Origin of the sequence: Mycobacterium pinniadriaticum, assembly GCF_026242045.1 — a bacterium.
GTDB lineage: Bacteria > Actinomycetota > Actinomycetes > Mycobacteriales > Mycobacteriaceae > Mycobacterium > Mycobacterium pinniadriaticum.
In genome coordinates, this window is sequence record NZ_JAPJDO010000017.1 from 79,043 (window position 1) to 92,327 (window position 13,285).

Below are 13,285 nucleotides of genomic sequence, written 5' to 3' on the forward strand. Positions count from 1 at the left end.
GTAGTTCTACTTCCCAGCCTCGATGACCTTGGCTGCCTGTTCGCGCAGCAGATGCTTCTGCACCTTGCCGGTCGCCGTCATAGGAAGACTCTCCACACTGATGACCCGCTCAGGAGTCTTCTGGATTGCGACACCGTGTCCGGTGAGGAAGGTCCGCAACTCTTCCACGGACGGTTCGGGCTGGCCGTCCCGGGCGACGACGAAGACGGCGACCCGCTCTCCGAGTCGGTCGTCGGGATAACCCACCACGGCCGCATCACTGAGGGCAGGATGTACCACAAGGTGGTCCTCGAGTTCGCGGGCGCTGATGTTCATCCCGCCGCGAATGATGATGTCTTTGAGCCGCCCGGTGACTCTGACGAAGCCGTCGGCGTCCATCACGCCGAGGTCACCCGAACGGGAGAATCCCCCGGGGGTGAACAGGGCGTGGGTCTCCTCGAGATCGCCCAGATAGCCGATCATGTGCGACGGTCCGCGGTAGGCGATGTCCCCTTCGGAGCCCCGCGGGACCTCTCGGCCCTGACCGTCCACGATGGCGACCTGATGGCATTCCAATGCGGAGCCGTCGGAATTCAGGGCCCGGGCGGTGCCGTCGGCGACCGTGCAGGTCGTGCTCACCAGGTTCTCACTGCGCCCGTAGAGGCTCAGCACTCTCAGATTTGGAAGTGTGTCGTGGGCGCGCTGGACGACGGCCCGCGGAATCGGTGCACCCGCACACACCCACAGTCGAAGGCTGGACAGATCGTCGCGTTGTGGGTCGAAGGCCTCGAGCAACATCTGGAGGAAGGTGGTCGCGGTGACGGCTTGGGTGCAGCCGAACCTGGCGATCTCGACCGCACCCCGCACTGGCTCCCACTCGGCCATCAGGTGAGTGGCGGCGCCGTTGAGTAATGGCAACAGCACACTGGTCACCAAACCGGTGGTGTGAGTGATGGGCGAGGGGCCGAACTGCACGTCGGATTCGGTGTAGCCGAATGCCGTGGTGAGGCTACGCGCACCCGAGCAGTAGGTGTTGAAGGTGTGGACGCACCCTTTGGGTCGCGAGGTGGTGCCGGAGGTGTAAACGATGACGAAGGGGTCGTCGGCGCTCGGCTGGGGCGGCAGGTCGGCTCCGGCCGGCGCATCCTCGGCGCGCACTGCGTCCAATGTGCTGACACCGGAGGAATTTTCGCTGGCCGACTGGAGTGCGGTGGGGTCCGGCCGAACCACCAGGATTTCCAGTTCGGGGAAGTCGACACGCACATCGCGGTACATGCCGAGGTAGTCGAAGCCTTTGAACATCGACGGAGCGATCACCGCGCGAACCTCGGCATGCCCGACGACGTACGCCGCCTCGTCGCGGCGGTAGATCGGCATGATCGGCACGGTGATGATCCCGAGTCGGGACAGGGCGGCCACCACTTCGATGAACTCCACCCAGTTGGGCAGCTGCACGGCGATCGTGTCACCCGGTAGCCAGCCACGAGCATGGAATCCGGTCGCCAGTCGCAGTGCTGAGGCGTGCAGTTCCTGAAAGGTCAGCGAGCGCTGGCCGTCGGTGGCGAAGACTTTGTCCGGGTGGGCCTCGGCTTGTCGGGACAGCAAGTCGAACAGGGTCTGGTCGGTCCAAAGCCCTGCGTCACGGTAGGCGCGAATGTCCTCGGGGGTGTAGCGATCGGTGTGTTTACCGGGCTTCATCGCTGCTCATCCCTTCGCAAATTACTAAAACCTTATTATGGTCAGACCATAAAGACAACACCGTAACAGTCAGGCGTTGCGCCAGACCGGCGAGCGCTTCTCCTTGAAGGCGCGCACGCCCTCGGCCAGGTCTTCGGTGGTGAAGGCCAGGGCCAGCTGGGCCTGTAGATAGTCCAGCGCGGCGTCCAGTGGAAGGTCCCTGGTTGCTGCGAGTGCTTTCTTGCCCAACCCGAGCAGCAGCGGCGACTTGGATGCGATGGCGGCGACCCACTCCGACACCGCCTCGTCGAACTCCTCGTCGGGCACCACTCGGTTCAGCAGGCCGGCGTCGAGGGCCTCGGCCGCCGACAGCAGCCGCCCGGTCATCATCAATTCGTTCGCGGCCAGCCGTCCGGTGGCGCGAAAGATGAGGGCCGAGATCATGAACGGGAAAGCGCCGATGTTGATTTCGGGGCAGCCCAACCTAACTGACTGTTTGGCGATCACCAGGTCGCAGGCCAACGCGATGCCGAGCGCCCCGGCCAGGACGTCGCCATTGGCGGCGCACACCACGGGCTTGCCGATCGCGGTGAGGGTGCGGAACAGGTCCGGGAACTTGTTCAGCCCACCGTATTTGGTGATGGTCGGGCGGGTGTCGGCGAATGCGTCGAGGTTGCCGCCGGAGGAGAAGACCTTCTCATGCGACGACGTCAGCACGATCACCCGAACATTCGGGTCCGCGGCCGCGCGGTGGAGGCCGTCCATCAGCTGATCTAGCAGGGTGTCCGACAGCGCGTTGCGTCGCTGCGGGTCGTCGAGGATCAGGTAGGCAGCCAATGGCGCGTCCGGTTCGGTGCCGACGGGACGCGGGTCGTAGGCGACGAGGGTGTCAGTCATTCGTGCTCCAAAACGGTTTTCCCGAATCCTCGAGTGGTCTCGAGGTGTTCGTGTGCCTGTGCGGCCTGGTCAAGGGGGAAGGTCCGGTCGATGACCGGTGGTGGCACCCGGTGCTCGGTGAGCAGATCCACCAGTCCGGCGAAGTCGCGGACATTGCCCATCGTGGTGCCCAGTAGGTCGTACTGGCCGAAGTAGAAGCCGCGGACATCCATCGAGGCGGTCTCGGCGGCGTTGGCGCCCAGGACCACTAGCCGGCCGCCGGGCCGTAGCGCGCGGACCGATTCCGGCCAGCGACCGACCGGGTCGAGCACCAGGTCGAAGCCTCCACCGGACGGTGAGAGCCGGCGCGCCTGTTCCGGCCAGTCCGGGTCGGTGTGCAGCACGCCCCCGGTGGCACCGAGAGATGTCGCCTGCGTGATCTTGTCCGGCGACGAGGAGGTCACAAAGATCGACGCACCCGCACGCGGGGCCAATTGCGCTGCCATGGTGGCGATTCCGCCGCCCGCCCCCACCACCAGCATCGACTCCCCGGCCCGCAGCCGACCGCGGCTGAACAGGGCGCGGTAGGTGGTCAACCCGACCAGCGGCAGGGCGGCGGCCTGAACCCAGTTGAATGCGGCAGGTTTGGGGGCCAGGCATTCCGCCGGAACACTGACGAGTTCGGCGTAGGTGCCGGGGATGTGGTCGCCGAGGATCTCCCATCGTGGTCCCGGCGCCTTGTCGCGCGCACCCCAGTGCAGCGACGGGATGATCACCACCGGCTCGCCAGTGTCGCGACGCACCCCGGCGCCGTCGGCGCCGATGACATGGGGCAGGGGGGAGTGGTAGCGCCCCTCGCGGACGAGCACGTCATGCCAGTTGAGCGCCGAGGCCTTCAGTTCGATGGTCACCCATCCGTGTCTGTCCGACGGGTCGGGGAAGTCGCCGGGCCGTAGGACCGCAGGGCCACCGAATTCTTGAAGGATGACTGCGTGCACGTCGGGTGGTCAGACGAGGCCGAGCTGGGCCAACAGGGTCATGACATTCCAGTAGGCGTGCACCGACACCGCCCGGCCGGCGTCGTCGACCTGCCAGACGTCCATCCCGGTGACGTCGAACGCCCGGCCGGTGGGCGGCACGCCGGGCGGGAAACCCTCGCCGGTGTGGGTGCCCGTCATCCGCCACTCCTGGGTGACCCGGTTGTTGGCAGCGTCGACGAGTGGCTCGCCGATCGCGTGGAATGCCATGTCGGGGAAACCGCTCCAGGCGGAGGTGAAGAAGTCAGCTGCGCCGTCACGGTCGGTGAGGGGCGCCGGCAGCGACGGATCCCGCCAGTCGACACGCTCGGCGATCACGGCCAGTGCGGTGGACAGGTCGCGCTGACTCCAGGCGGCGAAATAACGGGCCGGGTACGCGGCGAGATCGGTCGAGGGGGCGGTCATCGCCGTGACGTTAGTGGCCGCTCAAGGTCGGCTGCGTCCCCCTTAGGAGGGTAATTCAGTCACCAGCGGGGGCGAACCGATCCCTCCCGCAGTCAGCTCAGCTCGGTTCGACCCGGGCGGCGAGGAGCCTCGCGATAGTCAGTGCCGTCGTGTGGACGGCCGGACCGACCCGCCGGATGTCGACCTTGCCGATCCATCCCGATGCCGAGACCGCCGCGACTGGTGGTCCGTTATCGACGCAAATGGCGCTGGCAACACACGCTACGCCCGGAGCGGACTCCTCGTGCTCGTAGGCGAGGCCGCTGGAGGCGATCCATTTCAACTGCCGCCGTAACTGACCGGGGGCCATGATGGTTCGGGGCCCGACGCGCGCGAGGCCCGCCGACATCACCACGTCAACCACATCGCTCGATGATCCGGCAAGCAGTGCCTTGCCGACGCCGGTCGCGTGCGCGGGCAGACGTCTGCCCACGGCTGAGGGAAACCGGGGGGCATCACGCCCCGGCAGTATCTCGACGTATACGACGTCGGTGCCATCGAGTACCGCCAGATGAATCGTCTGCCCCGTGGCTTCGCGCAGGTCTGCCATGAAGGGCAGCGCGACCTGCCGCACGGAACGCCGCCGGGATGCGCGCTCTCCCAGCTCGAACAGGCGTAGCCCGAGCGCTACCTTGCCGCCGTTACGTTCCAGCAGGCCAGCGCCTTCCAACTCGTTGACAAGCCGGGACACCGTCGCCTTGGGCAGGGCAGTACGGCGCGCCAACTCATTGATTCCGAGACGGTCCTCGTGCGGCTCGAAGGCATTCAGTAGCGCCGATATCCGGCGCACCACGGACGTCGAGGTCGCCTCGTCCGATGGCGGAGTGTTCCGTTCTTCGGAACGCATGCGTTGAGTATGCGCGCGTGGACAGCAACAGTCCAAGTGACCATTTTTACTGCGGGAGCGGCGTATGAGCACAAAGGTTGCCATCATCGGGTCGGGAAACATCGGCACCGATCTGTTGATCAAGATCAAGCGGCTTGCCGGCGACGAGCTCGAGACCGTCGCGCTGGTGGGTATCGACCCCGAATCCGACGGACTGGCCCGAGCCAACCGGTTGGGCATCGACGCCGTCGCCACCGGGGTGCGGGGCCTAGTCGAGCATCCGCGGTTCGACGAGATCGAGATCGTCTTCGACGCCACATCGGCGAGGGCCCACGAGTACAACGACTCCGTGCTCCGGCCGCTCGGCACGCGGCTGATCGACCTGACTCCGGCCGCAGTCGGGCCCTACGTGGTGCCGCCGGTGAATCTCGGCGAACACCTCGACGTCCCGAACGTGAACATGGTGACCTGCGGCGGCCAGGCGACCATTCCGATCGTTGCCGCGATTTCGCGAGTGACGCCGGTGTACTGGGCTGAGATCGTGGCCTCGATCGCGTCGAAGTCCGCGGGTCCGGGCACGCGGGCCAACATCGACGAGTTCACCGAGACGACGTCGCGCGCCATCGAGCAGGTCGGCGGGGCTGCGCGCGGCAAGGCGATCATCATCTTGAATCCGGCCGAACCACCGCTGATCATGCGTGACACAGTGCTCGCGCTGGTCGGCGAAGATCGGCAGGACCAGATCGTGGCCTCGATCGAGGCGATGGTGGCCGAGGTCGCGACCTACGTGCCGGGATATCGGCTCAAGCAGGCGGTGCAGTTCGCCAAGGTCGAGGAGTCGATGTCCACCCTGACCGATGCAGCGGGCCCGCTATGGAAGGTCTCGGTCTTCCTCGAGGTCGAGGGCGCAGCACACTACCTGCCCGCGTACGCCGGAAACCTGGACATCATGACGTCCGCGGCGCTGCGGGTGGCGCGCGCGATCGCGGCGCACAAAGTGAAGGCATGACCGATGAACACAATGACGACAACCGCCTCGGACGAGCGGCGCGCCACTGCCGACGACGGTGTGGCCCTGTACATCCAGGACGTCACCCTGCGCGACGGGATGCATGCCATCCGACACCGGATCACTCCGCCGGACGTGGCCGCCATCGCCGCGGCCGTGGATCGCGCCGGTGTCGATGCGATCGAGGTGTCCCACGGTGACGGGTTGGCGGGGCATTCACTGACCTACGGCGCGGGGAGCAACACTGATTGGGAATGGATTGAGGCCGCGGCGTCGAGCATCCACCGTGCGAAGTTGACAACCCTGCTGCTGCCGGGCATCGGCACCATCCACGAACTCGAGCGCGCCCGCGAACTCGGGGTGGCGTCGGTCCGGGTGGCCACGCACTGTACCGAGGCCGACGTGTCCGCCCAACACATCGCCAAGGCGAAGGAGCTTGGCATGGACGTCTCCGGCTTCCTGATGATGTCGCACCTGGCACCGGCCGAAGAGTTGGCCCGGCAGGCCAAGCTGATGGAGTCGTACGGGGCTGACTGTGTGTACGTGACGGATTCGGGCGGCCGTCTGACGATGGACGCGGTCCGCGACCGGGTGCGGGCGTACCGGAATGTCCTGGAGTCGGACACCCAGATCGGGATCCACGCCCACCAGAACCTGTCGTTGGCGGTGGCGAACTCGGTGGTCGCGGTCGAGGAGGGCGTCGTCCGCGTCGACGCCTCACTCGCCGGCCACGGGGCCGGCGCCGGGAACTGCCCGATCGAACCATTTGCCGCGGTAGCGGATCTGCTGGGCTGGAAGCATTCCTGCGACCTGTTCGGACTGCAGGATGCCGCCGACGACCTGGTTCGCCCGTTGCAGGACCGTCCGGTTCAGGTCGATCGCGAGACGCTGACCCTCGGGTATGCGGGGGTCTATTCGAGTTTCCTGCGGCACGCGGAAAATGCCGCCGCCACCTACGGTTTGGACACCCGAGACATCCTGATGGAGGTCGGTCGACGGGGCCTGGTCGGTGGACAGGAGGACATGATCACCGACGTGGCACTCGACCTGCGCAACCGCCGGGGGAATTAGTTCCGTTCGAGTCGTGGCTAAGCGAAGGAGACCCGCACCGACCCTATCCCGTCGATCGTCGCGACGTAGGTGCTACCCGAGCGCGCCGGCGCCATCGGTCCGAGAGCGCCAGAGAGCACGATGTGCCCGGCCCGCAAGGGTGATCCGTTGTCGCGCGCGGTGCGGGCGAGCCATTGTAGGGCGATGAGCGGACTGCCCAGGCAGTCCGCGCCGCAGCCCTGCGAGATGGTGGCGCCGTCCTCCGTCAACTGCATGGTGCGGGACACGAAATCGATGTCAGCGGCCGGGTTCTGCGGGTCGCCGAGGACGAACAGGGCCGACGAGCCATTGTCGGCGATGGTGTCGACGATGCTGATCTTCCAGTCCCGGATGCGGGAGTCGACGATCTCGATGGCCGGTACCGCGACTCCGGCGGCGGCGCGCACGGCGTCATCGCAGAGATCATCGATCAGGTCGTCGGAGAGGATGAACGCGATCTCGGCTTCGACCTTGGGTTGCAGCAACCGCCCGGCGGGGACGCAGGATCCGTTCTCGATCCGCATGTCGGCGAAGAGCACCCCGGAATCGGGTTGGTTGACGCCGAGTTGACGCTGCACGGCGGGGGACGTCAGCCCGATCTTGTGGCCCACGATGGTGCGCCCCCTCATCACCGCATCCTCGGTGATCAGGTTCTGCACGGCGTAGGCGGCCGCAATGTCGTTGTCGCCGAGAAGGTCTCGCACCGGCTCGCACTGGCGCGGCGCATCGGCGGCGGCGATCAGCCGGCTGGCGGCTTCCCGCAATCGCACATGGGTCAGGCTCATGATTCCTCTGGTGTCCATGGGTGTCAGCCCATGCTGGCGCCGCCGTTGACATAGATCGTCTGTCCGGTGATGAAGCGGCTGTCCTCGCCGGCGAGGAAGGCGACCGTGGCTGCCACCTCCGCCGGTTCCCCAGGTCGGCCGAGTGGGACGATCGCGGTGCCCTGCTCGACGACTTCCAGGAGTCGGGCGGGCGCGTCCCCGGAGGCGAACAAGGCGGACAGCTCCGGCGTCAGCACATAACAGGGCGCGACGGTGTTGGCGGTGACGCCGGCATCGGCGAACTCGCGTGCCAGTCCGGCCATCATCGCGTGCACGCCGCCCTTGGCCGCGTTGTACATCGCGTGGTCCATCAGACCGGTGCGCACCGAGTCGGCGCCGATGTTGATGATCCGGCCATGTAGCCGAGACACCATGTGGGGCAGCACCGCCCGGGTGCAGCGGATGGTGGTCCACAGGTTGTTGTCGATGGTCGCCCGCAGTGTTTCCTCGGTGTGCTCGAGGGTCGGCCGGATCACGCCACCGCCGGCATTGTTCACCAGAACGTCGACGTGGCCAAGGGTCTCCAGAGCCGCAGCGAACAGATCGTCGGCGACGCCCGGTCGCTGGAGCTCTCCGACGAAGCAGCCCGCCACCGCCGCATGGGCCGCCACCCGCTGAGTGTCCTCCGTCGAGCGGGTCGCGGCAAACACAGTGGCTCCGTCGGCGATCAGGCGCGCGACGATGCCGAGACCGATTCCCGAGGCGGCCCCGGTGACGATCGCCGTGCGTCCGGCGAGCGGGCTGCTCACAAGATGACGGCCACGTCGGCGACCTCGCGCAGGTCGGTCAAGTCGAGGTTGACCCGCTTGTAGGCGATCCGGAAGCCCGCACCAGTCAGCCGCAACCGGTAGTGGTACCGGCCGACATAGACGCTCGACTTGCCGGCGCGGAAACGCCACACGGTGAACAAGGCGGTCACCGCGATCTCTGTGCTGCCCTGGGCTGGTTCGAACTGAACGTTGAACACTTGATGATTGGTGCGAGAGTGCGGGTACTCCCGGTGCGCCCGACGGTTGTTGAGGCGCTCCACCCTGGCCTGCATCCGCCGGTGATCGTCGTCGATCAGCAAGAGGTCGCGGTCCGGATCGGCGTCGATCTTGTCGTTGCACGGTACCTCGTACTTGGCATCGGGCTCGTAGAGTTCCAGCCAGCCGTCGAGGTCCCACGAGTCCAGTAGCGCGGCTTCGTGATAGAGGAAATCCTCGATCTCCGAGCGCGTTACGGCGGCGAGTGTGGTGGTCATCGCGCACCACCGAGATCTGCCGCGTCGCCCATCTGCTGCTGCCAGCGTCTCCAGAACTCCCTCATTTGTTCCTCATCGTTGGCCATCGGTCCGCGGCCCATGCCACGGGAGATGTCGTTCCATTCGCAGCCGCCGCTGGTGAAGCCCTGCTGGCAGGATTCGAGTGCCTCGATGTCGTCAGGGGTGGCGAATCCGCCCGGCCCGAGGAAGGTCAGGAAGCTGTCGAGTCGACGATCGCGCAGACTGGGCACCTCGTCGGTGGGCGCCAACTCCCACGCCGTGACGTCCACGCGGTTGGGGGCAGGAGAGAACATCGTCCGCACCGTCACGGCCATGATGTCGTTGATGATCAAGTTGGGGTAGATGATCAGGTTGCGGTTCACCTCGCACATTTTGCGGGCCCGCTCCTCGCCGTATTTCTCAACGAGTTCGGTGCGGATGCGCTCGATCTCGACCTTCGCCTGCTCGCCGAACAACGGCTCCCACTTGGCCACGGGGCGGCCCCACGGTGAGGAGTACTCGATCACGGCGTGGCCGTTTCCGAGTGTGACGGCCTGGCCGCGGACGCCGCCCTGCAGGTCGGTCCCCAGCGATACCAGGTATTTGAAGTAGGTGTCGTGAGTGGAGTTCGCGTGGTATCCGTCGGCACTGTTCTCGACAAGAAGTTTGTAGTTCGCGTCGAAGCTGTACTCGTTGGTCCCCTTGATGATCTCGACGGATCCGCCGCATCCGTCGATCACCAGGTCGATGTACTCCTTCGCGCCGGCGAGCCAGGTCGCCAGGTCGACGATGTCAGGGTCGTAGCTGGCGAAGACGAATCCCCGATAGGACTCGACCCGCGCGACCCTGGCCAGCCCGAGCTCCTCGAACTTCAAACCGTTCGAGTAGCCCTCCCGGTCGGGCACACCCCTCAGAGTGCCCTCACTGTCGAACGACCAGGCGTGGTAGAAGCACTGGAAGACCTTCGAGTTTCCGGAGTCCTGCCGGCACACGAGTGCACCGCGATGTGTGCAGGAGTTGTGGAAGACGTTGACGTTTCCGCTCTTCGCGCCGCGGACCATGAAGATCGGCCGCCCGGCGACGTTGCGCCGGACGAAGTCGCCGGGCTCGGGAATTTCCGACTCGTGGCCCACGTAGAGCCACGAGTGGCCGAAGACCCGCTCCACCTCGGCGCGGTGAATCTTCTCCGACGTCATCGCAGTGCGGTGAACACGGAAGGTGTTGCGTTCCTGGTTGTCGACAACCAGCGGGTTGCGGGCCGTAGGGGTGGTGATCGCGGCTGTCCAACCCTCGACTGTGCTCATGAGCGCTCCAGATAATCGGCGACCAGCGCGGAGAACTCGTCCGCGCGTTCGATTTGGGTCCAGTGCCCGCATCGGCTGAATACGTGTAGGTCAGCATTCGGCAGCAGGTCGAGCATGGTCACCGACACCGTTAGCGGCACCACCTTGTCTTCTCGTCCGTGGATGAGCAGTGTCGGGGTGGTGATTTCGCGAACCTCCTCGCCGGTGATGGCCAACTCGGATCCTCTGTGCTTGGGATCGAAGAACATCGCGCGGTAGGCCTCGTAGGCGCCGTCGGCGACGCTGGCCTCATACCGGATCGTGACCAGTTCCTCGGTGATCAGGTCGGGGTTCACCGCGAAGAAGTTCTTGAGGAGACGACGCATGGCGTCATGCGAGGGTTCGTAACCGCGAAGCGCGGCCAGTCCCTCTGTCGGGGTCATGCCGACGCCGGGGGAGCCCATGAGCACCATTCGGCTGATCCGATCCGGATGATCGGTAGCCATCTGCAGCGCGATCCGCCCACCCAATGAGTTGCCGACGACCGCCGTGCGGCCGATGCCCATCGCGTCGAGGAACGACCAGACGTGATCGGTCCAGGTGCGCAGCGAGTAGATGATGTCCGCGGGCCGCTCGGTGGCGCCGAATCCGACGATATCGGGTGCGAATACGTGGAAGGTGCGGGAAAGCGGCCCGATGTTGAGCTGCCAGTTGGCGGTGCCCGAGACGCCGGGCCCGGATCCGTGCAGCATCAGCACCGGCTCACCGGAGCCGGCTTCCAGATAGCTCGTTCGGATACCCCGGGCGTCAATGCTTTTCGATTCGACGACGCTTACCGTCATCCCTGCCCTCCTTCTTCGAATATTGCGAAGCACTTGTTGGAGTTGAAGACGTCCGTCACGACCAGGTCGGACCACGTGAGTTGTAGGTTCAGTTCGGCCGCGGCTCCGGTCATGCAAAACCAGTTGAGTAGCTCCTGTTGACCGGACTCGAGGATCGCTGCCGACGTCGTGGCTTGCCAGGTCTGGTAATCACCTGCGGTCAGCACGTTGTAGAGCCGCAGATCGGCTTCGGTGTCCGGCGCCAGCCGCCACTTCTTGTCGACCAGAAACGCATGCGACCAACTCGATGAAGCAATAAGCGCCACCCGCAGGTCGGTTCCGGCGAAGGCTTGGGCGACAGCTCGTCCCAATGCGAAGCAGCGTGCCGGAGTCGGGCCGATCGGGTCGAGCTGCTCGGCGCGAGCCTGAGCGAAGGTCACCAGCCCGCCGCGGCGGGCTATTACATGGGGTCCGTAGCAGTTCACCGTGATCGGTAGCACCGGGTAGGGGAAGTTCGCTCCGGCGTCGGGATAGTCGAGGAACAGCTGCGTGTTGACGATGGCGTGCGGAAACGCGGATTCCTTGCGCTTCTGGTAGGAGTACGCCATGTCGAACCCTCGTTCGATGAGCTCGCCGGTGAGCCAGCGTGCCTTGTCGGCCGCGCCGTGCACGGTGATGGTGGTGTGCTCGGGCAGTCCCCAGGCGTTGGGGCTTCCGCGTTCGTTCATCAGCTCGAACGGTTCGACTTCGAGGTCGTCGTAGGCAAGTACGCAGAACGGCGGGACGATCTCTTCCCGGAAGTTTTCGTATTGGTCGTCGCCCCAGACCAGCACCACGTCCGGCTCGAACTCGTCCAGCATCCGGCGGCAGCGGGCAAGGTTGTCCACCAGTGTGTTCCGGTGCGCAGCGGCCGCACTGACTCCCTTGTCGGCACCCCATTCGCGCTGCATCAGCTCCGGCCAACTTCCGGGGTCCTTCGCGGATTCGGGAATGTCGGGATCGGTAAGCGTCCAGCGCAACAGGCTGGCCATGTGTTCATCCGTTCCGGCCAGCAGGGGATAGTGTGTCAGGCCGAGTCCGAGGAAGTGTGCCATAAGGCCTCTCCAGATTTCTTCTGCTGATTCGTTGGTTGAGCTCAAGGGGTAGATCGACCACGATGTCGCCGATGGGCTCGGGTGCCGCGGGGAAGGGATAGTCCGAACCGAAGACGACGCGGTCGGCGCCGAACACGTCCACTGCGGTCAACAGGGCGGCCCGGTTGTAGGTCAGCGAGTCGCACCACATCGTTTTCGCCAGCCGGCTGGGCAGTTCGGCGGAGTCAGCCGGCATCCCTGCTATCGTCGCGCCCTTGTCGAGCCGGCCGATGATGGCAGGCAGCGCGCCGCCGCCGTGCGCGAGGCAGAGTCGGACCGTCGGCCGTCGCACTAGCGCCCCCGTGCTGAGGAGTGAGGCTGCAGCCGTTGCGGTTTCGAGTGGCATGCCCGCGCCGAAACCCATCCGAAGTCCGGCCATCCGGGTAGGCAGGTCCTCGTCGCGAGGATGAATCAGGATGAACGCCTCGAGTTCGCTTGCAACAGCAAAGAACCGGTCGAATCGCTCGTCGGCGAGCTCGCAGCCGCGGACCTGCGTGGCGATCTCGACCCCGAGGAAGCCGCGGCGGCTCATACACCGGCGCAATTCGGCGACGGCCCGATCCGGGTCCTGCAGTGCCACGGCTCCCAGCGCGGCGAACCGATTGGGGTGGTCAGTGACAATACGGGCGAAGAACTCGTTCTGGGAGGCGGCCAGTTCCGCGGCGCCGGCCGGATCGCAGTCATAGCAGAACGTCACCGGAATGGGCGAAATCACCTGCATTGCAACGCCGTCGCGGTCCATATCCGCGATGCGGGCTTCTGCCGACCAGCAGCGGTAGTCGATCTTCCGGTAGTGCTGATCACCGTAATTGAGCCATGCGGTGGTGTCACCCGTGCGCTCCACGCTCGGCCATCGGTCCTCGCTGTGCCGCCGTCTCAGATCAGGCAGATCCGGATCGACAGCATGGGTATGTACGTCGATCAGGCCGGTGGGTGGGCGAGAAGCGATGGCAGTCTCCGGAGGCGCGGGCAGTGGACTGAGAGCGAGCGTAAACGATTATGCATGCATAATTCAAGATGTTGATGCAGAATGTTGTGGATCAC

General features: G+C 65.6%; 14 protein-coding genes. 2 read left to right on the forward strand and 12 right to left on the reverse strand.

Features of this window, described 5'->3' with window-relative positions; genetic code table 11:
- Nucleotides 1-6: 6 nt before the first annotated feature.
- The 5 genes from ORI27_RS19020 to ORI27_RS19040 form a co-directional block, all read right to left on the reverse strand.
- The gene (locus ORI27_RS19020) at nt 7-1,677 is read right to left on the reverse strand and encodes an AMP-binding protein (RefSeq protein ID WP_265998522.1); all 1,671 of its coding nucleotides are present in this window, start codon (nt 1,675-1,677) and stop codon (nt 7-9) included.
- A gap of 69 nt (nt 1,678-1,746) precedes the next feature.
- Nucleotides 1,747-2,553, reverse strand: a complete 807-nt coding sequence (locus tag ORI27_RS19025) for an enoyl-CoA hydratase/isomerase family protein (RefSeq protein WP_265998521.1) — start codon at nt 2,551-2,553, stop codon at nt 1,747-1,749.
- A complete protein-coding gene (locus ORI27_RS19030; protein WP_265998520.1) occupies nt 2,550-3,530 on the reverse strand; it encodes a quinone oxidoreductase family protein in 981 nt (326 codons plus the stop codon). Before ORI27_RS19030 ends, ORI27_RS19025 begins: the two co-directional genes overlap by 4 nt.
- Before the next feature lie 9 nt (nt 3,531-3,539).
- On the reverse strand, nt 3,540-3,974 hold the full coding sequence (locus tag ORI27_RS19035; protein ID WP_265998519.1) for an ester cyclase: 435 nt from the start codon (nt 3,972-3,974) through the stop codon (nt 3,540-3,542).
- A 97-nt stretch (nt 3,975-4,071) separates the two neighbouring features.
- Nucleotides 4,072-4,860: an IclR family transcriptional regulator gene (locus tag ORI27_RS19040; RefSeq protein WP_265998518.1), complete on the reverse strand. Its 789-nt coding sequence runs from the start codon at nt 4,858-4,860 to the stop codon at nt 4,072-4,074.
- Between the two features lie 64 nt (nt 4,861-4,924).
- Here ORI27_RS19040 and ORI27_RS19045 point away from each other — a divergent pair, with 64 nt between their 5' ends.
- Nucleotides 4,925-5,848 carry an acetaldehyde dehydrogenase (acetylating) gene (locus ORI27_RS19045; protein WP_265998517.1) on the forward strand — a complete coding sequence of 308 codons (924 nt, stop codon included), beginning with the start codon at nt 4,925-4,927 and terminating at the stop codon, nt 5,846-5,848.
- A 12-nt stretch (nt 5,849-5,860) separates the two neighbouring features.
- Nucleotides 5,861-6,919, forward strand: coding sequence for a 4-hydroxy-2-oxovalerate aldolase (dmpG, locus tag ORI27_RS19050; protein ID WP_265998516.1), 1,059 nt, complete (start codon nt 5,861-5,863; stop codon nt 6,917-6,919).
- A gap of 17 nt (nt 6,920-6,936) precedes the next feature.
- Here the strand turns inward: dmpG and ORI27_RS19055 are convergent, their stop codons facing one another.
- Genes ORI27_RS19055 through ORI27_RS19085 form a run of 7 tightly spaced genes read right to left on the reverse strand, consistent with a single transcriptional unit; the run spans nt 6,937 to nt 13,214 of the window.
- The gene (locus tag ORI27_RS19055) at nt 6,937-7,740 is read right to left on the reverse strand and encodes a 2-keto-4-pentenoate hydratase (protein WP_265998515.1); all 804 of its coding nucleotides are present in this window, start codon (nt 7,738-7,740) and stop codon (nt 6,937-6,939) included.
- Nucleotides 7,741-7,745: 5 nt separating this feature from the next.
- A complete protein-coding gene (locus tag ORI27_RS19060) occupies nt 7,746-8,510 on the reverse strand; it encodes an SDR family NAD(P)-dependent oxidoreductase (protein ID WP_265998514.1) in 765 nt (254 codons plus the stop codon).
- Nucleotides 8,507-9,004, reverse strand: a complete 498-nt coding sequence (locus ORI27_RS19065) for an aromatic-ring-hydroxylating dioxygenase subunit beta (RefSeq protein WP_265998513.1) — start codon at nt 9,002-9,004, stop codon at nt 8,507-8,509. Before ORI27_RS19065 ends, ORI27_RS19060 begins: the two co-directional genes overlap by 4 nt.
- Nucleotides 9,001-10,308: an aromatic ring-hydroxylating oxygenase subunit alpha gene (locus ORI27_RS19070; protein WP_265998511.1), complete on the reverse strand. Its 1,308-nt coding sequence runs from the start codon at nt 10,306-10,308 to the stop codon at nt 9,001-9,003. Before ORI27_RS19070 ends, ORI27_RS19065 begins: the two co-directional genes overlap by 4 nt.
- Nucleotides 10,305-11,129 carry an alpha/beta fold hydrolase gene (locus tag ORI27_RS19075; RefSeq protein ID WP_265998510.1) on the reverse strand — a complete coding sequence of 275 codons (825 nt, stop codon included), beginning with the start codon at nt 11,127-11,129 and terminating at the stop codon, nt 10,305-10,307. Before ORI27_RS19075 ends, ORI27_RS19070 begins: the two co-directional genes overlap by 4 nt.
- Nucleotides 11,126-12,202: a DODA-type extradiol aromatic ring-opening family dioxygenase gene (locus tag ORI27_RS19080; RefSeq protein ID WP_265998509.1), complete on the reverse strand. Its 1,077-nt coding sequence runs from the start codon at nt 12,200-12,202 to the stop codon at nt 11,126-11,128. Before ORI27_RS19080 ends, ORI27_RS19075 begins: the two co-directional genes overlap by 4 nt.
- The gene (locus tag ORI27_RS19085) at nt 12,144-13,214 is read right to left on the reverse strand and encodes an amidohydrolase family protein (protein WP_323055630.1); all 1,071 of its coding nucleotides are present in this window, start codon (nt 13,212-13,214) and stop codon (nt 12,144-12,146) included. The genes ORI27_RS19080 and ORI27_RS19085 overlap by 59 nt, the downstream gene beginning before the upstream one ends.
- Nucleotides 13,215-13,285 lie beyond the last annotated feature (71 nt).